Source organism: Pseudomonas sp. GL_117 (assembly GCF_057835125.1).
In genome coordinates, this window is the sequence record NZ_CM174418.1 from 517,044 (window position 1) to 541,934 (window position 24,891).

Consider the following 24,891-nt stretch of genomic DNA (forward strand, 5'->3'; position numbering starts at 1 on the left):
CTTCGTCGTTGCCGTCGACCTTGATCGGGCGCGTCAGGTTGCCTTCGGCGACTTCTTCGGCGGCTTCCAGGGCCTGGGCGATAGGCACGGTGATGCTGCGGGTCAGCAGCCAGGCGAACAGTACAGTCAGCGCGGTGGCCAGTACCAGCAGGCCTACCACCAGGTCGAAAGCCAGGTCGTATTGATCCTTGGCTTGCTGATTGGTGACCAGGGCCATCTTGTTGTTGATGTCCAGCAGGCGTGCCAGCACGGCGTTGACCTGCTCGGAGTTGCTCAGCAGCTCGGTGTTGATCAGGGTGCGCAGGGCTTCCACCTGATTGGCCTGGGACAGGCTCTTCATGCGCGTTTCGATCTGACGGTACTGGCCGAGCAAGGTGACGTACTCGTCATAGGCGGCGCGCTCTTCGCGGCTGTCGATGAGTTTTTCGTAAATGCCCTGGGCGGCGCGGATCTGCTGGTCGCGCAGTTCAAAGGTTTCCAGGGTCTTCTGCTGCACGTCCGGCTCGCGGTTGGTCAGCAAACGGTAGGACAGGACGCGCAGGCGCAGGGTCAGCTGGGTGAACTCATCCAGTGCGCGAATGCTCGGCACGCTGGACAGGGTGATGTCTTCGGCGGCGCCACGGATCTTGCTCATCTGGTTCAAGGCGAACACGCCGAGAAACAACATGAGTGCGCCGATAAACGCGAAGCCAAGAAAGGCGCGCGGCGCGATATTCATATTACGAAGGGACATGCTGGAATCCTGGGGGAGAAGCGCGATCCGTGCGGGCGTGATACGGGGTGTGCCTCTCTATCGGTCGTACGACTAAAGTCTAAAGGGGGCTGTGCGTTTTTGTCGCATCCGACGAGGTTCAGGAACCAGATGGGCGAATTGCAGTCACTAAGGCTCGAAAGCGCGGCCCGGCCCTGAATAATCAGGCTGCGCGCCGGGGATAACCCTGGCATCCGAGGTGAATTTTCTTTATCGTCACCGCCCTTTGAAAAAGCCCGAGAAATCAAAATGTTAGAAGCATCCCTCAGCCAATTGGAACAACTGGTCAGCGACCTGGTACAGCAGAACCAGGATCTGTTGGGCAGCAACGAATCCCTCAAGGCCGAACTGGCTCGCGCCAAGGATGAGAACGACAGCCTGCAACTGAGCCTGATGGAACAGGAAGAAAAACAAGGCGCCACCGCCGCCCGTATCCAAGCGTTGGTTGAGCGTGTGAGCGCAGGTCCGGTCGGCGCATGAATGAAGGGATAAAGGTCGTTTCGATTCTCGGCGAGGATTACTCGATCAAGGCGCCAGCCGGGGAAGACAAAACCCTGATGCACGCCGTGACCATGCTCAAGGCCTCCCTGGCCACCACCAAGAAAAAGTACCCGACCCTGATCGGGGACAAGTTACTGGTGCTGGCGGCGTTGAACCTGTGCGCCGAACAGATCGAAATGCAGCAGGCGCACCAGGAGGAACTCGACCGTTACCAAGAGCAAGTCAGCGCCACGGTCGAGGTGATCTCACGAGCTGTCGGGCAAGGTGACTAAATGCCCGGGCTCAAGAATGAATAAATGACGCCATGTTGGTGGCGTCATTTATTCATTCGATGATGGGCTAAGAATAGGTTAGCCCGTCATCAATGGGGCAGCCCCTCCACCGTGACAACTGTTAGCGTGATCTCTGCATTCGAGCTGCTGGGAAGTAAGTGCCAGTGTTTTTCGAGTACTAGGTAGGTGTTCACACCCGTTTTGTATGTGTCACCTCTCTGGATATGCGTTGCAAACTCACTCTTGGGAACTACGTCCCCCAGAAGTTGCTTGCCGCCCATGTAAGCGTGGACTTTGCCGACGACACTCATGAAGGTTATCTCCGTTCTAGATTGGCCCAATGGCGTGTGCCGAACGAAAACCAAGACAACCATCCGGTTCAAAGATACTAAGGGGCAATAGCTCAAGGCGCACCTGTCAACTCTTACAGGTCTGTTCTTTTTTCATCAGGCTGACGGGCTGTGGGTGGTTTGATCAGAACCACTCATCCTGCATCCCCAGGCATGTATCATCGCGCTCCTCCAGAATCGCCAATTCATGATGGCAGCCCGGTACTTCCCAGGTCAGGAAGTAGCGGGCGGCCTGGAGCTTGCCTTTATAGAAGGCCGTGTCGGCGGCATTGCCCTTGGCCAGTCCTTCTTCGGCGCGAATCGCCTGTTCCAGCCAGCGCCAGCCAATCACCGTATGCCCAAACACCTTCAAGTACAGCGCCGAATTCGCCAGGCTGCTGTTGACCTTGCCCTGGGCGAGATCCGTGAGCAGGCCAATGGTGACGCTTTGCAAGCGGTTGACCAGTTGCTCCAGGGGTTCTCTCAGGGCATTGAGTGATGGATATTCCTGCGCCCGGGTGCCGGTTTCGGCGATCAGTCGGATCAACTGTTTCAAACCCGCGCCGCCGTTCTGCGCCAGCTTGCGCCCCAACAAGTCGAGGGACTGGATGCCGTGGGTGCCTTCATGGATCGGGTTCAGGCGGTTGTCGCGGTAGTACTGCTCCACCGGGTATTCGCGGGTGTAGCCGTGGCCGCCGAGGATCTGGATCGCCAGTTCGTTGGCCTTGAGGCAGAACTCCGAGGGCCAGGATTTGACGATGGGGGTGAGCAGGTCCAACAGTTCGTGGGCCTGTTTACGCTCGGTTTCAGTCTCCAGGGTGGTGGTGTCGTCGAACAGGCGTGCGGCGTACAAGCCAAGGTCGAAGGCGCCTTCGACGTAGGCTTTTTGCGTCAGCAGCATGCGTTTTATATCCGCGTGCTGAATGATCGAGACCGGCGCCGTTGTCGGGTCCTTGCTGTCCGGCAGGCGACCTTGCGGGCGTTCACGGGCGTATTCCAGGGAATACAGGTAGCCGGCGTAACCGAGCATCACCGCGCCCATGCCCACGCCGATACGCGCTTCGTTCATCATCTGGAACATGCAGCTCAAGCCCTGGTGCGGTTTGCCCACCAGATAGCCGACACAGTTGCCGTTATCGCCGAAGTTAAGCGCCGTGGACGTGGTGCCACGCCAGCCCATCTTGTGAAACAGCCCGGCCAGTAGCACGTCGTTGCGTTCGCCAAGGCTGCCATCGTCGTTGACCAGGAACTTGGGCACGATGAACAGCGAAATGCCCTTCACCCCGGCGGGCGCGTCCGGCAGCTTGGCCAGCACCATATGTACGATGTTTTCCGACAGCGGGTGATCGCCGCCGGAGATAAAGATCTTGTTGCCCTTCAGACGATAAGTGCCGTCGGCCGCAGGTTCTGCGCGGGTACGAATATCCGACAGTGACGAGCCCGCGTGGGGTTCGGTCAGGGCCATGGTGCCGAAGAAGCGGCCATCGATCATCGGCTGCAGGAAGCGCTGTTTCTGCTCTTGGGTGCCGAAGCTTTCGATCAGGTTGGCGGCGCCCATGGTCAGGAACGGGTAGGACGTGGATGCGGCGTTGGCCGATTGGAAATGCGCAAAGCATGCCTGGGAGAGCAGGGTGGGCAACTGCATGCCACCGGCTTCGAAGCTGCGCGCGGCGTTGAGGAAGCCGGCTTCCAGGAATGCATCGACGGCCGGTTTGACCTCGGGAATCAGGATGGCTGCGCCATTTTCGTAGCGCGGCTCGTTTTCGTCGTTCTTGCGGTTATGGGGGGCGAAGTACTTTTCGGCGATGTTTCGAGCGGTGCTGATCGCCGCATCGAACGTTTCCCGATTGTGCTCGGCAAACCGCTCGCGCCTGGTCAGGCTCTCGGCATCAAGGACTTCGTACAGCTCGAAAGCCAGATTGCGGGAACTGAGCAGCGTCTCGGACATGGCGGATCACCTATGTGGGAATAGGGCCGAGTCTAAGTGCGCAAATAGAGGCTGGATAGCAAGATTGATTTGGGTGATGGAGGGGCAGAACACGGACGGGTGAGAGATACGCAGTCCAAATGTGGGAGCGGGCTTGCCCGCGAAGACGGAGTGCCAGTCACTGAATTAGTTGACTGACCCACCGCTTTCGCGAGCAAGCCCGCTCCCGCAGGTTTAGCCGATGGTCATCAGGCTCGCGTTACCGCCCGCTGCCGCGGTGTTAACGCTCAGTGCCCGCTCGATCACCAGGCGTTCCAGCGCAATCGCCGTCTCGCCTTGGGACAAACCATGCACCCCGACAATTGCGCCACTGCGCTGCGCCACTTGCTGGCACACCGCACGCAGTTGGTCGGAGTCGCCGTGGTGCACAACGGCGTCGAATACCACTTCGTCCTTGGTCCAGTCAGCCACGCGCTTGATCTTCGCCTGAATTTCTTTCGGCAGGCGTGGGAGCAACGCCTTGGTCAAGTCAGTTTCCGGCCATACCGCCGAACCGCCTACCGCCAGCACTGCCGCCAGTTGCGTCAGCAGGTCGCCTTCTACTTCCGCCAGGCACAATACGTGCTCGCGGGGCAGGATGGCGTAGCTGTTGCGCTCGCCGGTCGGGCCGGCCAGTTGGCGGGTGATACCGCTTTGCGATTGCGCGGCGAACTGGCTGCACAGAGCGCTCAGCTCGCTGAGCTTGTTGCCGTCGGCCCAGGTTTTCAGGGCGGTCAGCGGCTGGCTCATGGCATCCCGCAGACGTACATCTGGAGCGGCCAGGGCATCGCCACGTACGAAGGACTGCTCGATGGCATCCGTAGGACGAGTCGACAGCAGGCGATACAGGTACAGCGGACCACCGGCTTTCGGGCCAGTACCCGACAAGCCTTCGCCACCGAACGGTTGTACGCCAACCACGGCACCCACGATGTTGCGGTTTACGTAGACGTTACCGGCGTGGACGTTGTCGATCACCTTGGCGATGGTCTCGTCGATACGGGTGTGCACGCCCAGGGTCAGGCCGTAGCCCGACGCGTTGATCTGGCCGATGAGCTGATCGATCTCTTTGCGCTTGTAGCGCACCACGTGCAGTACCGGGCCGAAGATTTCGCGTTGCAGTTCGTCGAAGCTTTCCAGTTCGATCAGGGTTGGCATCACGAAGGTGCCGCGCTTGATCTCTTCACCGTCGGCGATTGCCACCTGGTACACATTGCGGCCCTTGTCGCGCATGGCCTGGATGTGTTTCTCGATACCCGCCTTGGCTTCGGCGTCGATCACCGGGCCGATGTCTACGGACAGGCGCTCCGGGTTGCCCAGACGGCATTCGGCCATGGCGCCCTTGAGCATTTCGATGACGCGGTCTGCCGAATCTTCCTGCAAGCACAGTACGCGCAGGGCCGAGCAGCGTTGACCGGCACTGTCGAAGGCCGAGGACACGACGTCGATGACCACTTGTTCGGTGAGTGCCGAGGAGTCGACGATCATTGCGTTCTGGCCGCCGGTTTCGGCGATCAGCGGGATCGGACGGCCCTGGGCATCCAGGCGACCGGCGACATTGCGCTGCAGCAGGCGCGCAACCTCGGTGGAACCAGTGAACATCACGCCTTTGACACGATCATCACCCACCAGGCGGGCACCCACGGTTTCGCCCTGGCCCGGCAGCAGTTGCAGCACGCCTTGCGGGATACCGGCTTCCAGCAGGATGCGCACGGCTTGCGCGGCGACCAGCGGGGTTTGCTCGGCAGGCTTGGCCAGTACCGGGTTGCCGGCGGCCAGTGCAGCGGCGACCTGGCCGCTGAAGATCGCCAGCGGGAAGTTCCACGGGCTGATGCACACCACCGGACCCAGTGGACGGTGGGCGTCATTGGTGAAGTCGTTACGTGCCTGCACCGCGTAGTAACGCAGGAAGTCCACGGCTTCGCGCACTTCGGCGATGGCGTTGGCGAAGGTCTTGCCGGCTTCGCGGGCCAGCAGGCCCATCAGCGGTTGGATCTCGCTTTCCATCAGGTCGGCGGCGCGTTCCAGGATCGCGGCACGCTCGGCGGGCGGGGTGGCCTGCCAGATCGGACCGGCGCCGATGGCGCACTGGATGGCGTTGTCGACGTCTTCGACCGTAGCTTCTTGTACGTGGCCGACCACGTCGCGCAGGTCGGACGGGTTCAGCACTGGTGCCGCCGGCTGCTCACTGGCGGCGCAGCCGAGCATCGGCGCGGCCTTCCAGTTGTTGTGGGCAGTGGCCAGCAGGGCGCAGGACAGCGATGCCAGGCGATGCTCGTTGGCCAGGTCGATACCGGCCGAGTTGGCGCGGTCGCTGCCGTACAGGTCGCGGGGCAATGGAATGCGCGGGTGTGGCAGGCCGAAGCCGCCTTCCAGTGTGGCCATTTGCTCGATGCTGGCCACCGGATCGGCCACCAGCTCCTGAATCGAGATGGACTGGTCGGCGATGCGGTTGACGAACGAGGTGTTGGCGCCGTTTTCCAGCAGGCGACGTACCAGGTAAGCCAACAGTGTTTCGTGGGTGCCGACCGGAGCGTACACGCGGCACGGACGGTTCAGCTTGCCATCGGAAACCTTGCCTACAACCTGCTCGTACAGAGGTTCACCCATGCCGTGCAGGCATTGGAACTCGTACTGGCCCGGGTAATAGTTCTGGCCGGCAATATGGTAGATGGCCGACAGGGTGTGGGCGTTGTGCGTGGCGAACTGCGGGTAGATGACTTCCGGCACCGACAGCAGTTTGCGTGCGCAGGCGATGTAGGACACGTCGGTGTAAACCTTGCGGGTGTACACCGGGTAGCCTTCCAGGCCTTCGACCTGGGCGCGCTTGATCTCGCTGTCCCAGTACGCGCCTTTTACCAGGCGGATCATCAGGCGATGACGGCTGCGGCGCGCCAGGTCGATCACGTAGTCGATCACATACGGGCAGCGCTTCTGGTAAGCCTGGATCACGAAGCCGATGCCGTTCCAGCCGGTCAGTTGCGGCTCGAAGCACAGGCGTTCCAGCAGGTCCAGCGACAGCTCCAGGCGGTCGGCTTCTTCGGCGTCGATGTTCAAGCCGATGTCGTATTGCTTGGCCAGCAAGGTCAGGGACAGCAGGCGTGGGTACAGCTCGTCCATCACACGCTCGTACTGCGCACGGCTGTAACGCGGGTGCAGTGCCGACAGCTTGATGGAGATGCCCGGGCCTTCATAGATCCCGCGGCCGTGGGAGGCTTTGCCGATGGAGTGAATGGCTTGTTCGTACGAGGCCAGGTACTTCTGCGCATCGTGTTCGGTGAGTGCGGCTTCACCGAGCATGTCGTAGGAATAGCGGAAGCCCTTGGCTTCGAACTTGCTCGCGTTGGCCAGGGCTTCGGCGATGGTTTCACCCGTGACGAACTGCTCGCCCATCAGGCGCATGGCCATGTCGACGCCCTTGCGGATCATCGGCTCGCCGCTCTTGCCGATGATGCGGCTCAGGGACGAGGTCAAGCCCGCTTCGTTGTGGGTGGCGACCAGTTTGCCGGTCAGCAGCAGGCCCCAGGTGGCGGCGTTGACGAACAGCGACGGGCTGTTGCCCAGGTGCGGCTGCCAGTTGCCGGTGCTGATTTTGTCGCGGATCAGCGCGTCGCGGGTGCCCTTGTCCGGGATGCGCAGCAGCGCTTCGGCCAGGCACATCAGTGCCACGCCTTCCTGGGACGACAGGGAAAACTCTTGCAGCAGGCCCTGAACAATACCGGCACGGCCGCCGGCACTCTTCTGGTTACGCAGTTTTTCAGCGATCGACGCAGCCAGCTTGTTGGTGGCTTCGGCCATTGGTGCTGGCAGACGAGCCTGTTCGATCAGCATCGGCACCACTTCCGGCTCAGGGCGGCGGTAGGCGGCTGTGATCGAGGCGCGCAGCACGGATTGCGGCAGGATGCTCTCGGCAAATTCGAGGAAGCACTGGTGCGCGTGGTCGGTCTGGACCTCGCCAGCGTCGTCGCCGTCCTTGCTGCTCAAGCCATTGAGTTCGGTCAGGGTTGCACCACCCTCCAGTTTCTCCAGGTAATTGAAAATCGCCTGCTTGATCAGCCAGTGCGGCGTGCGATCAATGGAGGTCGCGGCCGCCTTCAGGCGTTCGCGGGTCGGGTCGTCGAGTTTGACCCCAAGGGTGGTCGTAGCCATTTTCTTATCCTCATGGGTGCCACTACCGAGTGGCATCAGCTGGCGGCAAGATTAGCTTCGCCCATGAAGAGGTGCAACCGGGTGCAACCCTTTTTATGCATGAAATTTTTGAAGGAGGGCATGAAAAAAATCGGCCCTCAACAGAATCCGCTTCACGGTGGTGCATTTGCTTCTTAGATCGGCTGTACTTGCTCCGAAAAGGAGCAAAAACGGGGTGTTTTCTGGAATTAACATCAAGGTGCAACTTATTCTCGAGAAACTGGTTGCACCTTATTTAGTTTGTTGAATAGGATTCGCGCCCTAGGTGCAACCACCGCAAGGTTTGGTTCATCGGCTGACGGCTTTCCTGGGGAAACGTCAGTCATAAATGCGCGGCACGCAGTTACGTCTACCTACTTTCAGTGGGTGGCCGTCTGACAGACCGTCGCTACATAAAAACAAAGCCAGGGCGTCACTCATATGAGCGTTAGCAATCCAACCCTGATCACGTTCGTGATCTACATCGCAGCAATGGTGCTGATCGGCTTCATGGCCTATCGCTCCACCAATAACCTTTCCGATTACATCCTCGGCGGTCGCAGCCTCGGTAGCGTGGTCACGGCCTTGTCGGCTGGTGCGTCCGATATGAGTGGCTGGTTGTTGATGGGCCTGCCCGGCGCGATTTACATGTCCGGCCTGTCGGAAAGCTGGATCGCCATCGGCCTGATCGTCGGTGCCTACCTCAACTGGCTGTTCGTGGCCGGTCGCCTGCGGGTACAGACCGAACACAACGGCGACGCCCTGACCCTGCCGGACTACTTCTCCAGCCGTTTCGAAGATAAGAGCGGCCTGCTGCGGATCATCTCCGCCGTGGTGATCCTGGTGTTCTTCACCATCTACTGCGCTTCGGGCATCGTGGCTGGCGCCCGTCTGTTCGAAAGCACCTTCGGCATGTCCTACGAGACCGCGCTGTGGGCCGGTGCTGCTGCGACCATTGCCTACACCTTCGTCGGTGGTTTTCTGGCAGTGAGCTGGACAGATACCGTACAAGCCACCCTGATGATCTTCGCGCTGATCCTTACGCCGATCATCGTGCTGCTGGCCACCGGCGGCGTCGACACCACCTTCCTGGCCATCGAAGCCAAGAACCCTGACAACTTCAACATGCTGAAGAACACCACCTTCATCGGCATCATCTCGCTGATGGGCTGGGGCCTGGGTTACTTCGGCCAGCCGCACATCCTCGCGCGTTTCATGGCGGCGGATTCGGTGAAGTCGATTGCCAAGGCGCGCCGCATCTCCATGACCTGGATGATCCTGTGCCTGGGCGGCACCGTGGCCGTAGGCTTCTTCGGCATCGCTTACTTCTCGGCGCACCCGGAAGTGGCCGGCCCTGTGACCGAGAACCACGAGCGTGTGTTCATCGAACTGGCCAAGCTGCTGTTCAACCCGTGGATTGCTGGCGTGCTGCTGTCGGCCATCCTGGCTGCCGTGATGAGCACCCTGAGCTGCCAGTTGCTGGTGTGCTCCAGCGCCCTGACCGAAGACTTCTACAAGACTTTCCTGCGCAAAAACGCTTCCCAGCGTGAGCTGGTATGGGTTGGCCGCCTGATGGTGCTGCTGGTTGCCCTGATCGCCATCGCCATGGCCGCCAACCCGAACAACCGTGTGCTGGGCCTGGTGAGCTACGCCTGGGCCGGTTTCGGCGCGGCGTTCGGCCCTGTGGTGCTGATCTCGGTAATCTGGAAAGGCATGACCCGCAACGGTGCCTTGGCTGGCATCCTGGTCGGCGCGATCACCGTGATCGTGTGGAAACACTTCGAGCTACTGGGCCTGTACGAAATCATCCCGGGCTTCATCTTCGCCAGCCTGGCGATCTACTTCGTGAGCAAGCTGGGCGCACCGACTGCAGGTATGGTCGAGCGCTTTGATGCGGCGGAGAAGGACTACAACCTCAACAAGTAAAAATCTCTTGTTGAGTTGAGAAAACGGCCCGCATCCTTTGGATGGCGGGCCGTTTTTGTTTCTGCGGGTCAGTCTGTGGCAGCCACGACCATTCCCACCAGGCTCAGTGTGCAGAGCAGGAACATTATGTGAAGCAGGATTTTTGTTTTGCGGGGAAAGGCCCGCACTTGCTCCAGGTCAACGATGCCTCTTCTTGCGTTGAGCCGGGGTAGTGCGATAGCGCAATACACTGCGCAAAGCCTCGCCACCCGGCCTCTATGTGAGCAACCCCAAAAACTGCTGTGAACGGCGACCAGACGACATTTGTTCAGGCGCGCTTCCATGGACTCAAGTTTTAGGTAGCAAAAGAAGATCATCATTATGTTCGTGATGATTGCTGCTGATATTGAGGTAATGGCGAGCAATATGATGGGTGGAAACCTCAGGAATTCATCAATACTCATATAAATACTCACCTACCTTTTCTCCGCCCATGCCCCCGAAGTATCCACCCGTTGCACCGCCAATACCTCCGCTAATCAATAAGCAGGCCAAGGCCCCTGGGCCAGTGCTGGCACCCAATACAGCAACGCATAGGGCTGTCCCGGCAATCCCCCCCACGGAACCTCCAACAACCCCCGCACTTAGCTTCCCTAGTTCCACATACTTCGCCTTCGTACACTGTTCCTCCCTCCCGGTAGAACACGCCTCCTTGATCTCCAGCGCCGTCGCTGTCGTACTCAACGCTATCCCCAACGGCGTGCCGTGTTTAAGCAGCTTCGCCGTCTTCGAAATTTTGGCAATCGTTTCTGCGTATCGATTGATCTCCCCTGTGTGCAAATAGCTCCTGGTCGATATCCCCAGCATTTTCTTGATCGATCCTTCATTGCGCAGGCCCGTGCCGTAGCGCGCAAAGCTGCGCATTTGCGCTTCCAGTTTGGCAAACAGCACTTTGCGCCGAGCCAAAAAATCATCTCGCGCAGCCCCACCGCCTCGGCGCAGCGACTGTTTATGCAGGGCCTCGATTTCATCGAGAGTTTTCACGATTTCCTGCAAATGCCGGCTCCAGGCATCCCCCGCGGTACCTATCCCCAGCGAAGCGTATCCGAGTAGTTTTTGCAGCAAATCATAATTCTGCAGCGCAAAGGCAGCCCCGCCATGGGCCGTTACGCTATGGCGGACATCCCAGGCGGCGCGCACCAGGCATGACTCCTCTGCGGTGCAGGCTGAGGTGGTGTGGTCACCGATGATCACCAGTTGTCCCGGCAGCACCACCACATTGCGGATATGCGTATTCAGCGCGTCAAACTTGGCTTCGGCGTGTCGGCTCATGCACAAGCTCGCCTTGAGTTCCACAGACGTCAGTGGCCGCTCATTGATAAAGGCATAGGGCTGAGGCATTACAAGTCCCTCAGCGATTGGGGGTCGAGATGTCCTGCCATGAACGCATTCCTTTGGAGTGAACATGGCAGCGAAATTTAATCAGTTGCCCGGAAAACGTCGTGGTTATGCAGGGGGAATTGGGGGGTGGTTTTTTCAGTTTGGGAAACGGGCTACGCGGTGACGAAAAGCTTCCGTCAGATGCCTGCTTTTTTGCGCTGAAAACCCAGGCAAACGTGATCGGGCGAAAAGCAAACCCGTGACGTAAGGAATTACTGATTTGTTGGCGCTGTGATCAGTACGGCAAGTGGCTGAGGCACTATCCCCGGCCCACCCCTTCGCAGAGAAACACCGGATGTTCGCTCCTGCCAATCAAAGTGCCTTCACCCTGACCCTGGATGGGCTTGCCAGTGACTTAAAGGTCTTGAGCTTCACGGGCACCGAAGCCCTCAGCCAACCCTATTGTTTTGATCTTGAATTGGTCAGCGAACAGCCTGATCTGGATCTCGAAGGCCTGCTGCATCGTCAGATGTACCTGGGTTTCGACGCGCAGGGTCATGGCATTCACGGCGTGGTCTATCGCGTGGCTCAAGGTGACTCGGGGCGCCGGCTGACGCGTTATCAACTCAGTCTGGTTCCACAGTTGGCCTACCTGGCCCACAGCAGCCACCAGCGCATCTTCCAACACAAGACGGTGCCGCAGATGGTTGCGCAGGTGCTGACCGCGCAGGGCATTCAGGGCGATCGTTTTGAGTTCCGCCTCAGTGGTACGTATCCCGAGCGTGAGTATTGCGTGCAGTTTGGCGAGACCGACCTGGCGTTCGTCCAGCGGCTGTGTGCCGAGGCTGGCATGCACTATCACTTCCAGCATTGCGTCGAGCGGCACCTGCTGGTGTTTGGCGATGACCAGACGGTGTTTGCCCAGCCTGACCGGCCCAGCCCTTACTCCCCCGGTTCCGGGATGGTTGCGCACGCCCCGGCGATCAAGCGTTTTGCGGTGCAATTGGAGACGCGTACTACAGCGCTGAATCTGCGTGATTACGACTGGCGCAAGCCGCGTCTGACGCTGGAAAGCACGGTGGCCGGCGAGCAGCTTCCCCACCTTGAGGCGCAGGACTACCCCGCGCACTTCAGCGACCGCGCCCATGGCAAGTACCTGGCGCAGCGTGGCCTGGAGCGCTATCGCAGCGACTATCGAATCGCCCGGGGCAGTGGCGATGAACCGGCGTTGGTCAGTGGCGGGTTTCTCAAGCTGGCCGGGCACCCGCGCGAGGAGTGGAATGATTTGTGGCTGGTGACCCATATCGTCCACGAAGGCAAGCAACCCCAGGTTCTGGAAGAGGCGGTCACCGAGGTGCCGGGCGGGGAGTTTCGCCAGGGGTATCGCAATGAATTTGTGGCGGCACCGTGGGATGTGATCTTTCGTCCACCGTTGCCTGGGCGCCCGAGTATTTCGGGGTATCAGAACGCAGTGGTCACGGGCCCCGCCGACAGCGAAATCCATTGTGACGAATACGGAAGGGTCAAGGTGCAACTGGCCTGGGATCGCAATGGCGAACACAACGACCATTCCAGTTGCTGGCTGCGGGTGGCCAGCGGTTGGGCCCATGACCGCTATGGCGCGGTGCTGATCCCGCGAGTGGGCATGGAAGTGTTGGTGGGCTTCGTCAATGGCGACGTGGACATGCCGTTGGTGATGGGTTGCCTGCCCAACGCGGCGACGCCGCTGCCCCTCGACCTGCCGGCGGACAAGACCCGCAGCATCTTGCGCAGCCACAGCAGCCCCGGGGGTGGCGGTTACAACGAGCTGCGCATCGAGGACCGCAAGGGCGCCGAGGAAATCTACCTGCGTGCCCAGCGCGATTGGACCCAGCATGTGCTGCATGACCAGCAGGTGCAGGTCGACAACCGGCGGCGGATCACGGTGGGCGGCGAGTCGCACCACGAACTGCAAGGCGAGGAGCAGCGCATCACCCACGGCAATCGCCTGATCGAACTCAAGAGGGATGATCATCTGCTGGTCGGCGGTTCGCAGCAGATGCGGGCCGCAGGCACCATTCAGATTGGCGCCGGGCAAAGCGTGGTGATCGATGCGGGCGCGAGCGTGACGATCCAGGCCGGGGGGCAATCGATCACCTTGTCGGCCGGCGGGATTTTCAGCAGCGTGCCGATCCAGCCCGGTGGTGCACCCACTGTGGTGTCGGCGCCGTTGCGGCCTGGGCTGAAGGAGGCGTTGCAGACGGTGATTCCTGCACCGTTGAGTCGCGTACAAGTCGCCAGCCTCAAGCGCAGTGCGCCGTTCTGCGAAGAGTGTGAGCGTTGCAAAAATGGCCAGTGCGCCGTTGCCTGAAAAGGAGCCTACATCGATGCATCAATCCTTGCGTGCGGGTGAACAGGTCTTCGCCATACTGGGCGCCGCCAGCGACGCCAAGCCAGTGGACGCCTGGCGAGCGCTGGCCGCCGGAACGCCTCTGCAACCCGTTTGGGCCGGCACGCCCTATGGGACATGGAGCGAGGTGATGCCCTACGTCGCCATCGTCGAACCGGGCAGTCCGTTCCTCGACTGGGTCGCCGCCACCGAGACCACCGACTGGGGTTGGCTGGCGGTTTCGTCCAGCCCGCTGGAAAGTGTGGTCGCGCACCTGCAAAGCCTGACCAAGGTCTTCCTGCCGGATGGCCAGGAGGTGTTCTTGCGGTTCTGGGACGGGGTGCAGTGGTGGCCGATCGTTCAGCAGTGCGGCGCGGAGCTATTGCCCGTGTTCCAACGCTACCTGATCAACGGTCAGTCGCTGAGCGTGGCGACCGGCCCGGTGGCGGTTGCCAACCCCGGCCCGTGGTGGCACGTGCCGGCGTCGCTGCTCGAACAGCTGGCCGGGCGATCGCGCCGAACCCTTATCGACAACCTGTTGCAAGGGCTCGAAGAGCAACGCCCGGACCTCCATACCGCCTTCACGCCGACGACCTTGCGGCACAAGGTCGCCTACTTCGCGCGCGGGCGGCAGATCAGCCATGCGGGGTTGGCCGGTTACCTCGCCTCAGAGCTGGGTTGAGCCCAACGCCTGCTGCAAATCCTCGATCAGGTCTTCAATCGCCTCGATGCCCACCGACAGGCGAATCATCTCCGGCTTGACCCCGGCCTTGGCCTGTTCTTGCTCGTTCATCTGCCGGTGGGTGGTGGAGGCCGGGTGGCAGGCCAGGGATTTGGCATCGCCGATATTCACCAGGCGCTTGAAGATTTGCAGCGCGTCGTAGAAGCGCACCCCGGCCGCGTAGCCGCCCTTCAAGCCAAACGACAGGATCGCCGACGGTTTGCCTTGCAGGTATTTCTGCGCCAGCGCGTGGTGCGGGTGATCCGGCAGGCCCGCGTAGCTGACCCACTCCACCTCGGCATGGCCTTGCAGGAACTGCGCAACTTTCAATGCGTTCTCGGTGTGGCGCTCCATGCGCAGGGCCAGGGTTTCCAGGCCTTGCAGCAGCAGGAACGCGTTCATCGGGGCCAACGCCGCGCCGGTATTGCGCAGCGGCACGGTGCGGGCGCGGGCGATAAAGGCGGCGGGGCCGAATTTTTCGGTGTAGACCACGCCGTGATAGGCCGGCTCGGGGTTGTTGAGGCCGGGGAATTTCTCCGGGTAATCGCTCCAGGGGAAGGTGCCGCTGTCGACGATCACGCCGCCCAGGGAGTTGCCATGGCCGCCGATGTACTTGGTCACCGAGTGCACCACGATGTCGGCGCCGAAGCTGATGGGCTTGCACAGGATCGGCGTGGCCACGGTGTTATCCACCATCAGCGGCACGCCTCGGGCGTGGGCGACGTCCGCCAGGGCTTGCAGGTCGACGATATTGCCCGCCGGGTTGCCGATGCTTTCGCAGTACACCAGCTTGGTGTTGTCGTCGATCAGCTCGGCGATGGCTTGCGCGGAGTCGTCACGGGCGAAGCGTACGTCCACGCCAAAGCTTGGCAGCAGGTGCGCAAACAGGGTGTAGGTGCCGCCGTAGAGCTGCGGCGTGGTGACGATGTTGTCGCCGGCGCGGGTCAGGGTCTGGATCGCATAGTGGATCGCCGCGCTGCCAGCCGACACGGCCAGGGCCGCAATACCGCCTTCCAAGGCTGCGATACGTTGCTCCAGCACGTCGTTGGTCGGGTTCATGATGCGCGTGTAGATATTGCCGGGCACGTCCAGGTTGAACAGGTCGGCGCCGTGCTGGGCGTTATCGAATTCGAAGGCGACGTTCTGGTAGATCGGCACCGCGACGGCCTTGGTGGTGGGGTCCGACTTGAAGCCGTGGTGCAGTGCGATAGTGGCGTCTTTCATGATTGTTATTGACCTCCTTGGACAGTGTGGGAGCTGGTTTGCCTGCGATAGCATCACCGCGGTGTGCAGGTAATACCGCGTCGCCTGCATCGCGGGCAAGCCCGCTTCCACATAACGGGCTAGATCATTTTCAGCGAGGTTCCTGCGCTTTAAGCATAAGCACCGCACTGCACCTGAGCCCGCGTAAAAGGTAAACTTCGCCCCCTGCGCAGGAGCAACCATGAATTATCGTCACGCCTTTCACGCCGGCAACCACGCCGATGTCTTCAAACACCTGACCTTGACCCGCCTCATCGCCCTGATGTCGCGCAAGGAGCAGCCGTTCGCCTACCTCGACACCCACGCCGGTATCGGTCTGTACGACCTGCAGGGCGACCAGGCCAACCGCACGGGTGAATACCTGGAAGGCATCGCGCGCCTGTGGGGCCAAAGCGACCTGCCGCCACTGACCGCCGATTACATGCGCGTGCTGCACGAGATGAATCCGGATGGCCAGTTGCGCTACTACCCGGGCTCGCCGGAGCTGGCGCGCCGCCTCACGCGGCCGCAGGATCGTGTGTTGCTCAACGAGAAGCACCCGGAAGACGGCCTGCTGCTCAAGGACAATATGAAGGGTGATCGCCGCGTCAAAGTGCACCTGGGCGAAGGCTGGCACGTGCCGCGTGCCCTGTTGCCGGTGCCGGAAAAACGCGCACTGATGCTGATCGATCCGCCGTTCGAGAAACTCGACGAGATGCAGCGCTGCGCCGCTTCCCTCAAGGAAGCCGTGAGCCGCATGCGCCAGACCGTCGCTGCGATCTGGTATCCGGTGAAAGACCAGCGCATGTTGCGCCGCTTCTACCAGGACCTGGCCGGCACTGGTGCGCCGAAGTTGCTGCGCGTGGAGTTGTTGGTGCATCCGCTGGATACGCCGAACACCCTGACCGGCTCGGGCCTGGCGATCGCCAACCCGCCGTGGGGTTTGGAGGAGGAATTGCGTGAGCTGCTGCCGTGGTTGTCCAAGCAGCTGGGGCAGACCCAGGGCGGGTGGCAGATGGATTGGTTGATCGCTGAGTAATCAGCTCTAAGGCCAGACACAGAACCAAATGTGGGAGCGGGCTTTTGTGGGAGCGGGCTTGCTCGCGAATACGGAGTGTCAGTCACAGAATCAGTTGACTGATCCAACGCTTTCGCGAGCAAGCCCGCTCCCACATTTTGATTAGCGGCGCTCTCTTAGATCGGGCAGGTCACGCCTGTGCCGCCGATCCCGCAGTAGCCCTGCGGATTCTTCGCCAGATACTGCTGGTGATATGCCTCGGCGAAGTACACCGTGGGTGCCTGGTCGATCTCGGTGGTGATCTCACCCAGCCCGGCCTTGTTCAGCTCTTGCTGATAAGCCTGCGCGCTGGCTTGCGCCGCCGCCAATTGCTCCGGCGTGGTCGCATAGATCACCGAGCGGTATTGGCTGCCAATGTCATTGCCCTGGCGCATGCCCTGGGTCGGGTTGTGCAGTTCCCAGAACATCTTCAGCAAGTCTTCGTATTTCACCTTGGCCTGGTCGTACACCACCAGCACCACTTCGCTGTGGCCGGTCAGGCCCGAGCAGACTTCTTCGTAGGTCGGGTTCGGCGTGAAGCCGCCGGCGTAGCCGACCACCGTGCTGACGACGCCGTCGCGCTGCCAGAATTTACGCTCGGCGCCCCAGAAGCATCCCAGGCCGAAGATCGCGAAACCGACGTCATCCAGGAAAGGGCCGAGCAACGGGTTGCCGTTGACGAAGTGGGTTTCGGGCAGCGCCATCGGGGTTTCGCGGCCAGGCAAAGCTTGTTCTGCAGTAGGAAGCACGTTTTTATTCACCAGAATTTCCGAGCGCAAGACCATGATCAGTCCTCTCGTCAGGTTGGGTTAGCGGTAAAGAGTCAGACAGCCAGTGTGCCCGAGTGTTACCACGCTGTCAGGCGACAGGTCCGCGTGGGTAGCGCTTGAGCATAGCAAACAGCTCTGCGCCGGGGATTGGCCGGTCGAACAGGTAGCCCTGGCCGACGTCACAGCGATGCCGGCGCAGGAACGCCAGCTGTTCGGCGGTCTCGATGCCTTCGGCCACGACCTTGAGCTTGAGGTTGTGGGCCATGGCGATCACCGCCGAGGTGATTTCCATGTCGTCCTGGTTGTCCGGGATTTCGTGGATGAAGCTGCGATCGATCTTGATGATGTCGATCGGGAATTTTTTCAAGTAGCTCAGCGACGAGTAACCGGTGCCGAAATCGTCCATGGCCAGGGTCAGGCCGAAGCTTTTCAGCTGGTCCAGTTGCAGGCGCGTGTCCTCGGTGGCTTCCAGCAGCAGGCCTTCGGTCAGCTCCAGCTCCAGCAGGTTGGCCGGCAACTGTTCTTCTTTGAGGATGGTGGCAATCGAGGCCACCAGGTCCGGGTCGGAGAACTGTTTGGGCGACAGGTTAATGGCGACCTGCAAGTTGCCCATGCCAGCGGCGCTCAGTTGCTTGCTCATGCGGCAGGCCTGGCGCGCGATCCATTTGCCGATGGGGATGATCAAGCCGGTCTCTTCGGCCACGCTGATGAACTGGTCGGGGCGGATCATGCCCTTTTCCGGGTGGTTCCAGCGCAGCAGCGCTTCCATGCCCAGCAAACGCCCGCTGCGCAGGCACAGCTTGGGCTGGTAGAACACGTCCAGCTCGTTCTGGGTCAGGGCGCGGCGCAGGTTGTTTTCCACAAACAGCTTGTAGCTGGCTTCGGCGTTCAGCGCTTCGGTGAATACCTGCACCTGATGTTTGCCATTGGCCTTGGCCTTGTGCAGGGCCAGGCCGGCGTTGCGCATCAGGGTCTGCGGGTCGCGACCATGCAGCGGTGCGCAGGCCAGGCCCACGGAGCCGGTGACGCTGATCAGTTGGTTGTCGACGAACATCGGTTTGTCGAGGGTTGCCAACAGCTGGCCGGCGACTTGTTGGCCGGTTTCCAGGTCGGTGTCGTCGAGCAGTACCGCGAATTCATTACTGGCAAACCGCGCCAGGCTGCCGCTGGCGCTGAGGCTGTTGCGCAAGCGCCGGGCCAGGCTGATCAACAGTTTGTCGCCGGTCTGGTGGCCGAGGCTGTCGTTGATCCGCTTGAAGTTGTCGATGTCCACCAGCAGCAGGCTGATCGGGCTGTCGCTGTCGCGGGCAAATCGTTCGTCGAGATTGCGGATAAACGCCGGGCGGTTGCCCAGGTTTGTCAGATTGTCGGTGTAGGCCAGGCGCTCGATGCGCTGCTGGGCCAGCTTGCTCTGGGTGATGTCTTCGTAGATGCCGATGTAGTGCGTCAGCTCGCGGTTGTCGCCGTACACCTTGGAAATCGACAACTGACCCCAGTAGGGTTCGAGGTTTTTACGCCGGCTCTTGAATTCGCCCTGCCAGCTGTTGCTCTTGGCCAGGCTGGAGGGGGCGTCGAACAGCAACTCGCTGAGGTTCTCCAGCGCCGGCAGTTGTGCCAGGCGGTGACCATGGACTTCTTCGGCGCTGTACTGGGTAATCGCGGTAAAGCTCGGGTTGACGTATTCGACCACGCCGTCGCAATTGACCAGCAGAAAGGCGTTGGCGCTTTGCTCGACCGCACGCTGGAACAGGTGCAGGGCGCTGGTGGCGGTGCGCCGGTTGTGGTTGTTGATGACCTGGGCGAACTGGTCCGCCAGCTCACCGGCAAAGGCGATTTCGTCGGCCTGCCAGATACGCGTGTTGCGACCTTGCTCCAGGCAGAGCACGCCGACCACCTGGCCATCCACACGAATGCTGGCGTCGAGCAGGGCCTGGATGTCCTTGGCGCGCAGTTCTTCGGCCAGCTCGCGGGTGCGCGGGTCTCGCAGGGCGTTGGTGGCGTCGATGGCGCGGCTGCTGTGCAGGGCTTCCAGATAATCCGGAAAACCGCTGGCATCGATGGGCTCGGGCAGATAGTGCTGCTGCTCGGCACGCAGGTAGGCGGCAATCGGCACCAGGCGCTGGTCTTCGAGGTGCCAGATGCGCGCACTGTCGACTTGATAGATCTCGCAGGCGCTGCGGGTGATCAGCTCGGCGGCTTCCTGCAACGAATTGTTGGCGGTGTAGCGCTGGCGGGCCAGCAGCAGGATCAGCTCCTGCTGGGCGCGTACGCGCTCCAGATGTTGCAACTGTTCCTGTTGCGCACGCTGGTTGAGCTCCAGGGCGATCTGCAGGCGGCTGTTCTGGCTTTCCAGGTCGGCCGTCGGGACGGTCGTCGGGATTTCGTTGAACAGGCCATCGACCACCATCAGGTAGCCGCGCAGCAGGTGGCGATTGTGTTGTTTGTAGGCTTCACCCATCTCCAGCAGGCTCAGTGGGCCATCGCTGGTGTGCAGGGTGTAGCGCACCAGGTAGTGGGGGCTGTGGCTGAGTTGTTGCTGGATCGCGTCATGCAACTGATAGCGCACTTGCGGCTCCATCAGGCTGGCGTAGGGGGTGCCGAGCAGGGCGCACAGCTCAACGGCCGGCAGGCCGAACTGGCGTTCGCAATTGGGGTCGAGGTACAGCAGGGCCCAGCTTGCCTCATTCAGCCGCTCGAAACGCAGCATACCGAGGCGCGAAGGCACCGGTAACTGCGTCACTACCTCGGCCGCCATACGGGCGACATCGGGTTGGCTTTTCATGGGGGAAACTCGCTTGGGAAAATGCGCACGGCGCCGGGCTCACGCCCTCTTTTCTGTCGCCTGCAAGCAAGGTTGCATCATGCAGCACGCACTGACAAGAGAGGATGAAGGCTAAGTGCTATATGGGTGTTATCGGCCGCGCGGGGGATTTCTGAAATGGTACTGACGGAAGGTGTACAAACCTGTTTTGTCTGTCCAATTTTCACCTGAAAAGCGGGCAAAAAAAGCCCCGCCAAGTGGCGGGGTTGAGGTACGAGCGTGGCGCTCGGAAATCGATGCAACCAGGCCTCCCCGGTGAAAGGGAGGCCTGTGGAGATTTACAGCAGGATGGTGCGGATGTCGCCGAGCAGTTGCCCCAGGCGCTGCGTGAAGCGTGCAGCAGCGGCGCCGTTGATCACACGGTGATCGTAGGACAACGACAGCGGCAGCATCAGCTTCGGCTGGAACGCTTTGCCGTCCCACACAGGCTGGATAGTGGCCTTGGACACACCCAGGATCGCCACTTCCGGCGCGTTGACGATTGGCGTGAAGCCAGTGCCGCCAATGTGACCGAGGCTGGAGATGGTGAAGCACGCGCCCTGCATGTCGTCCGGGGTGAGCTTCTTGTCGCGGGCCTTGGCAGCCAGCGCAGCCGCTTCGGCAGCCAGTTGCAGCAGGCTCTTCTGGTCGACGTTCTTGATGACCGGTACCAGCAGGCCATCCGGGGTGTCGACGGCAAAGCCGATGTGCACGTACTTCTTGCGGATGATCGCCTTGCCGCTTGGTGCCAGCGAGGCGTTGAAGTCCGGCAGCTCCTTGAGCAGGTGCGCGCAGGCCTTGAGCAGCAGTGGCAGCACGGTCAGTTTCACGCCGGCTTTTTCAGCCACGGCTTTCTGCGCAACGCGGAAAGCTTCCAGGTCGGTGATGTCGGCGTGGTCGAACTGGGTCACGTGTGGGATGTTCAGCCAGCTGGCGTGCAGGCCGGCCGCGCCGATTTGCATCAGGCGGGTCATCGGCACTTCTTCGATTTCGCCGAAGCGGCTGAAGTCCACGGTGCGGATCGGCGGAATGCCCGAACCGCCAGTAGCGCCGCCGGCAGCCGGAGCTTCCTTGGCTTTCTGCATCATGGCCTTGACGTAAGCCTGCACGTCTTCCTTCAGCACACGGCCGTGAGGGCCGGTAGCCGCGACGGCGCTCAGCTCGACGCCGAACTCACGGGCCAGCTGACGCACGGCAGGGCCGGCGTGAACCTTGGCACCGCTTGGTGCAGGTGCGGCAGCCACAGGGGCCGGAGCGGCCTCGGCTTTTGCAGCAGGTGCAGGCGCGGCAGCAGCCGGAGCCGCTTCAGCCTTGGCCGCTGGAGCAGCAGCCGGGGCAGGTGCAGCAGCAGGCGCAGCGCCTTGTACTTTGAGCTTGAGGATGAAGTCGCCAGTGCCGACTTCGTCTTCCAGCTTGACCGCGATGCTTTCCACCACACCGGCAGCCGGCGAGGGGATTTCCATGGAGGCCTTGTCGGACTCCAGGGTGATCAGCGACTGGTCGGCTTCGACGGTATCGCCGACCTTGACCAGCAGCTCGATGATCTTGGCCTTGCCCGACGAACCGATGTCCGGTACGTGGATGTCCTGGACCGAAGCAGCGGCCGGAGCAGCAGCCGGGGCCGCAGGGGCCTCGGCTGGCTTCTCGGCAGGCGCCGGTGCAGCAGCGGCAGCCGGAGCAGCCGCTGGAGCAGGGGCCGCATCAGCGGCACCTTCGATTTCCAGTTCCAGCAGTTCGTCGCCTTCTTTCAGGCGGTCGCCCAGCTTCACTTTCAGGCTCTTGACCACGCCGGCCTTGGGAGCAGGGATTTCCATGCTCGCCTTGTCCGATTCCAGGGTCAGGATGCTCTGGTCGGCTTCGACGGTGTCGCCGACCTTCACAAACAGCTCGATTACTTCACCTTCACCGCTGCCGATGTCAGGTACGCGAATGAGTTCGCTCACAAAAAGTCTCCTCAGCAGTCCAGTGGGTTGCGTTTGTCCGGGTTGATACCGAACTTGACGATAGCGTCTGCTACCACCTTGGGTTCGATCTCACCGCGGTCAGCCAAGGCTTCCAGGGCTGCCAACACCACGAAGTGACGGTCGACTTCGAAGAAGTGACGCAGCTTCTTGCGGCTGTCACTGCGGCCGAAACCGTCGGTGCCCAGGACTTTGAATTCCTTGGACGGGACCCACTGGCGAATTTGTTCAGCGAACAGCTTCATGTAGTCGGTAGAGGCAATGACTGGACCCTTGCGGCCGGCCAGGCACTCTTCGACGTAGCTCTTCGCAGGTTTCTGACCAGGTTTGAGGCGGTTGCTGCGCTCTACGGCCAGGCCATCGCGACGCAGTTCGTTGAAGCTGGTAACGCTCCACACGTCAGCGCCGACGTTGAACTCTTCACGCAGGATCTTCGCCGCTTCACGCACTTCGCGCAGGATGGTGCCGGAGCCCATCAGCTGTACGTGGTGCGCTGCTTCCTTGGTGTCTTCTTCGAGCAGGTACATGCCCTTGATGATGCCTTCCTCGACACCGGCCGGCATGGCTGGCTGCTGGTAGGACTCGTTCATCACGGTGATGTAGTAGAAAACGTCCTGCTGCTCTTCGGTCATCTTCTTCATGCCGTCCTGGATGATCACCGCCAGCTCGTAGCCGTAGGTTGGATCAAAGGTGCGGCAGTTCGGGATGGTGGCAGCCAGGATGTGGCTGTGACCGTCTTCGTGTTGCAGGCCTTCGCCGTTCAGCGTGGTCCGGCCGGCAGTACCGCCGATCAGGAAGCCACGGGTACGGCTGTCGCCGGCTGCCCAAGCCAGGTCGCCAATACGCTGGAAACCGAACATCGAGTAGAAGATGTAGAACGGCAGCATTGGCTGGTTGTGGCTGGAGTACGAAGTACCGGCAGCGATGAAGGAGCTCATGGCGCCCGCTTCGTTGATGCCTTCTTCGAGGATCTGGCCCTTCTTGTCTTCCTTGTAGAACATCACCTGGTCTTTATCGACTGGCTCGTAGAGCTGGCCGACGGAGGAGTAGATGCCCAACTGACGGAACATGCCTTCCATACCGAAGGTACGGGCTTCGTCCGGGATGATCGGGACGATGCGCGGGCCGATGTCCTTGTCCTTGACCAGCTGCGCCAGGATACGCACGAAGGCCATGGTGGTGGAGATTTCACGGTCGCCCGAGCCATCCAGGATGGCCTTGAGCGTGCTCAGGTCCGGGGTCGGTACGGCAAAGCTGTTGGCGCGGCGCTGTGGCACGAAACCGCCCAGTGCACTGCGACGCTCGCTCAGGTAGCGGGCTTCGGCGCTGCCTTCTTCCGGCTTGAAGAACGGCAGGTTTTCCAGCTCTTCGTCCTTGACCGGGATGTCGAAGCGGTCACGGAACAACTTCAGGCTGTCGACGTCGACTTTCTTGGTGTTGTGCGCGGTGTTCTTCGCTTCGCCGGCACCGGTGCCATAACCCTTGATGGTCTTGGCCAGGATGACGGTCGGTTGTTCCTTGTGGTTCACCGCTTCGTGGTACGCCGCGTAGACCTTGTACGGGTCGTGGCCGCCACGGTTGAGTTTCCAGATCTCGTCGTCGGACAGGTCTGCAACCATCGCCTTCAGTTCAGGCGTGTTGAAGAAGTGTTCACGTACGAACGCGCCGTCTTTGGCTTTGTAGTTCTGGTACTCGCCGTCGATGACTTCGTCCATGCGACGTTGCAGGATGCCGTCGACGTCCTTGGCCAGCAGTGGGTCCCAGAAACGGCCCCAGATGACTTTGGTCACGTTCCACTGAGCACCGCGGAACACGCCTTCGAGTTCCTGGATGATCTTGCCGTTGCCGCGAACCGGGCCGTCGAGGCGCTGCAGGTTGCAGTTGATGACGAAGATCAGGTTGTCGAGCTTCTCGCGGCCGGCCAGGGAGATGGCGCCCAGGGATTCCGGCTCGTCACACTCGCCGTCGCCCAGGAAGCACCAGACTTTCTGCTTGCCTTCAGGGATGAAGCCACGGGCTTCCAGGTACTTCATGAAACGTGCCTGGTAGATCGCCTGGATCGGACCCAGACCCATGGAAACGGTCGGGAACTGCCAGAAATCAGGCATCAGCCAAGGGTGCGGGTAGGACGACAGGCCCTGACCGTCCACTTCCTGGCGGAAGTTGTTCATTTGTTCTTCGCTGATGCGACCTTCCATGAACGCGCGGGCATAGACGCCTGGCGAGGTGTGGCCCTGGAAGTAGATCAGGTCGCCGCCGTGTTCGTCGGTCGGGGCCTGGAAGAAGTAGTTGAAGCCGATGTCATACAGGGTTGCGCTGGAAGCGAAGCTGGAAATGTGACCGCCCAGGTCCGAATCTTTCAGATTCGTGCGCATTACCATCGCCATGGCGTTCCAACGTACCAGCGAGCGAATGCGGCGTTCCATGAACAGGTCGCCAGGCATGCGTGCTTCGTGGGTAACGGGGATGGTATTGCGGTATGGCGTGGTGATGGCGTAAGGCAATTGCGAACCGCTGCGGGTTGCGAGTTCGCCCATACGGGTCATCAGGTAGTGAGCACGGTCTTCGCCTTCTTTGTCGAGAACCGATTCCAGGGCGTCCAGCCATTCCTGGGTTTCGACGGGATCGAGGTCTTGCATGGCTTGCTCCAGGGCGGAAAGGCTACCAGAATCGGTTGCCTGAAGTTTGCGACTGGCCTTGT

General features: G+C 61.1%; 15 protein-coding genes and 1 pseudogene. 6 read left to right on the forward strand and 10 right to left on the reverse strand.

Annotation, left to right across the window (positions count from 1 at the left end):
• Positions 1 to 10 precede the first annotated feature (10 nt).
• Positions 11 to 733, reverse strand: a pseudogene (locus AC3ISR_RS02240) (MCP four helix bundle domain-containing protein); the annotation flags it as partial.
• A 267-nt stretch (positions 734 to 1,000) separates the two neighbouring features.
• Between AC3ISR_RS02240 and AC3ISR_RS02245 the strand changes: the two are divergent.
• Together AC3ISR_RS02245 and AC3ISR_RS02250 are read left to right on the forward strand one after the other, a co-directional pair.
• Positions 1,001 to 1,231, forward strand: coding sequence for a hypothetical protein (locus AC3ISR_RS02245; protein WP_124525484.1), 231 nt, complete (start codon positions 1,001 to 1,003; stop codon positions 1,229 to 1,231).
• Positions 1,228 to 1,524, forward strand: a complete 297-nt coding sequence (locus AC3ISR_RS02250) for a cell division protein ZapA (RefSeq protein WP_192298309.1) — start codon at positions 1,228 to 1,230, stop codon at positions 1,522 to 1,524. Before AC3ISR_RS02245 ends, AC3ISR_RS02250 begins: the two co-directional genes overlap by 4 nt.
• A gap of 474 nt (positions 1,525 to 1,998) precedes the next feature.
• Here AC3ISR_RS02250 and AC3ISR_RS02255 read toward each other — a convergent pair whose 3' ends face one another.
• The gene (locus tag AC3ISR_RS02255) at positions 1,999 to 3,801 is read right to left on the reverse strand and encodes an acyl-CoA dehydrogenase (protein ID WP_192298308.1); all 1,803 of its coding nucleotides are present in this window, start codon (positions 3,799 to 3,801) and stop codon (positions 1,999 to 2,001) included.
• 213 nt (positions 3,802 to 4,014) lie between these two features.
• Positions 4,015 to 7,968: a trifunctional transcriptional regulator/proline dehydrogenase/L-glutamate gamma-semialdehyde dehydrogenase gene (gene putA / locus AC3ISR_RS02260; RefSeq protein WP_192298307.1), complete on the reverse strand. Its 3,954-nt coding sequence runs from the start codon at positions 7,966 to 7,968 to the stop codon at positions 4,015 to 4,017.
• 459 nt (positions 7,969 to 8,427) lie between these two features.
• Between putA and putP the strand changes: the two genes are divergently transcribed.
• Entirely contained in the window at positions 8,428 to 9,912 is a 1,485-nt protein-coding gene (putP, locus tag AC3ISR_RS02265; protein WP_192298306.1) for a sodium/proline symporter PutP, read from the forward strand.
• A 68-nt stretch (positions 9,913 to 9,980) separates the two neighbouring features.
• On the opposite strand, the gene AC3ISR_RS02270 is transcribed toward putP, so the two are convergent.
• Both AC3ISR_RS02270 and AC3ISR_RS02275 read right to left on the reverse strand, forming a co-directional pair.
• The gene (locus AC3ISR_RS02270; protein ID WP_463983860.1) at positions 9,981 to 10,355 is read right to left on the reverse strand and encodes a hypothetical protein; all 375 of its coding nucleotides are present in this window, start codon (positions 10,353 to 10,355) and stop codon (positions 9,981 to 9,983) included.
• The gene (locus AC3ISR_RS02275; RefSeq protein ID WP_463983861.1) at positions 10,345 to 11,292 is read right to left on the reverse strand and encodes a hypothetical protein; all 948 of its coding nucleotides are present in this window, start codon (positions 11,290 to 11,292) and stop codon (positions 10,345 to 10,347) included. Before AC3ISR_RS02275 ends, AC3ISR_RS02270 begins: the two co-directional genes overlap by 11 nt.
• Before the next feature lie 334 nt (positions 11,293 to 11,626).
• Between AC3ISR_RS02275 and AC3ISR_RS02280 the strand changes: the two genes are divergently transcribed.
• Complete coding sequence (locus AC3ISR_RS02280; protein WP_463983862.1) at positions 11,627 to 13,621, forward strand: type VI secretion system Vgr family protein; 1,995 nt, start codon at positions 11,627 to 11,629, stop codon at positions 13,619 to 13,621.
• A 16-nt stretch (positions 13,622 to 13,637) separates the two neighbouring features.
• Positions 13,638 to 14,321 carry a DUF4123 domain-containing protein gene (locus tag AC3ISR_RS02285; RefSeq protein WP_463983863.1) on the forward strand — a complete coding sequence of 228 codons (684 nt, stop codon included), beginning with the start codon at positions 13,638 to 13,640 and terminating at the stop codon, positions 14,319 to 14,321.
• Here the strand turns inward: AC3ISR_RS02285 and AC3ISR_RS02290 are convergent.
• The gene (locus tag AC3ISR_RS02290; RefSeq protein ID WP_192298301.1) at positions 14,307 to 15,584 is read right to left on the reverse strand and encodes an O-acetylhomoserine aminocarboxypropyltransferase/cysteine synthase family protein; all 1,278 of its coding nucleotides are present in this window, start codon (positions 15,582 to 15,584) and stop codon (positions 14,307 to 14,309) included. The genes AC3ISR_RS02285 and AC3ISR_RS02290 overlap by 15 nt on opposite strands.
• A gap of 220 nt (positions 15,585 to 15,804) precedes the next feature.
• Here AC3ISR_RS02290 and AC3ISR_RS02295 point away from each other — a divergent pair, with 220 nt between their 5' ends.
• Positions 15,805 to 16,641, forward strand: a complete 837-nt coding sequence (locus tag AC3ISR_RS02295) for a 23S rRNA (adenine(2030)-N(6))-methyltransferase RlmJ (RefSeq protein ID WP_192298300.1) — start codon at positions 15,805 to 15,807, stop codon at positions 16,639 to 16,641.
• Positions 16,642 to 16,796: 155 nt separating this feature from the next.
• Here AC3ISR_RS02295 and msrA read toward each other — a convergent pair whose 3' ends face one another.
• From msrA to aceE, 4 genes are all read right to left on the reverse strand, one after another.
• Positions 16,797 to 17,444, reverse strand: coding sequence for a peptide-methionine (S)-S-oxide reductase MsrA (gene msrA, locus AC3ISR_RS02300; RefSeq protein WP_192298299.1), 648 nt, complete (start codon positions 17,442 to 17,444; stop codon positions 16,797 to 16,799).
• 73 nt (positions 17,445 to 17,517) lie between these two features.
• Complete coding sequence (locus AC3ISR_RS02305) at positions 17,518 to 20,211, reverse strand: putative bifunctional diguanylate cyclase/phosphodiesterase (protein ID WP_463983864.1); 2,694 nt, start codon at positions 20,209 to 20,211, stop codon at positions 17,518 to 17,520.
• A 317-nt stretch (positions 20,212 to 20,528) separates the two neighbouring features.
• Positions 20,529 to 22,172 (reverse strand): dihydrolipoyllysine-residue acetyltransferase, encoded by a 1,644-nt coding sequence (gene aceF / locus AC3ISR_RS02310; protein ID WP_463983865.1) that lies wholly within the window; start codon positions 22,170 to 22,172, stop codon positions 20,529 to 20,531.
• An 11-nt stretch (positions 22,173 to 22,183) separates the two neighbouring features.
• Positions 22,184 to 24,829, reverse strand: coding sequence for a pyruvate dehydrogenase (acetyl-transferring), homodimeric type (gene aceE / locus AC3ISR_RS02315; protein ID WP_192298296.1), 2,646 nt, complete (start codon positions 24,827 to 24,829; stop codon positions 22,184 to 22,186).
• Between the last annotated feature and the right edge of the window lie 62 nt (positions 24,830 to 24,891).

Coding starts and splice junctions, on each gene's coding strand:
- AC3ISR_RS02245 (WP_124525484.1), top strand. CDS start 1,001: ATGTTAGAAGCATCCCTCAGCCAATTGGAACAACTGGTCAGCGACCTG.
- AC3ISR_RS02250 (WP_192298309.1), top strand. CDS start 1,228: ATGAATGAAGGGATAAAGGTCGTTTCGATTCTCGGCGAGGATTACTCG.
- AC3ISR_RS02255 (WP_192298308.1), bottom strand. CDS start 3,801: ATGTCCGAGACGCTGCTCAGTTCCCGCAATCTGGCTTTCGAGCTGTAC.
- putA (WP_192298307.1), bottom strand. CDS start 7,968: ATGGCTACGACCACCCTTGGGGTCAAACTCGACGACCCGACCCGCGAA.
- putP (WP_192298306.1), top strand. CDS start 8,428: ATGAGCGTTAGCAATCCAACCCTGATCACGTTCGTGATCTACATCGCA.
- AC3ISR_RS02270 (WP_463983860.1), bottom strand. CDS start 10,355: ATGAGTATTGATGAATTCCTGAGGTTTCCACCCATCATATTGCTCGCC.
- AC3ISR_RS02275 (WP_463983861.1), bottom strand. CDS start 11,292: ATGCCTCAGCCCTATGCCTTTATCAATGAGCGGCCACTGACGTCTGTG.
- AC3ISR_RS02280 (WP_463983862.1), top strand. CDS start 11,627: ATGTTCGCTCCTGCCAATCAAAGTGCCTTCACCCTGACCCTGGATGGG.
- AC3ISR_RS02285 (WP_463983863.1), top strand. CDS start 13,638: ATGCATCAATCCTTGCGTGCGGGTGAACAGGTCTTCGCCATACTGGGC.
- AC3ISR_RS02290 (WP_192298301.1), bottom strand. CDS start 15,584: ATGAAAGACGCCACTATCGCACTGCACCACGGCTTCAAGTCGGACCCC.
- AC3ISR_RS02295 (WP_192298300.1), top strand. CDS start 15,805: ATGAATTATCGTCACGCCTTTCACGCCGGCAACCACGCCGATGTCTTC.
- msrA (WP_192298299.1), bottom strand. CDS start 17,444: ATGGTCTTGCGCTCGGAAATTCTGGTGAATAAAAACGTGCTTCCTACT.
- AC3ISR_RS02305 (WP_463983864.1), bottom strand. CDS start 20,211: ATGAAAAGCCAACCCGATGTCGCCCGTATGGCGGCCGAGGTAGTGACG.
- aceE (WP_192298296.1), bottom strand. CDS start 24,829: ATGCAAGACCTCGATCCCGTCGAAACCCAGGAATGGCTGGACGCCCTG.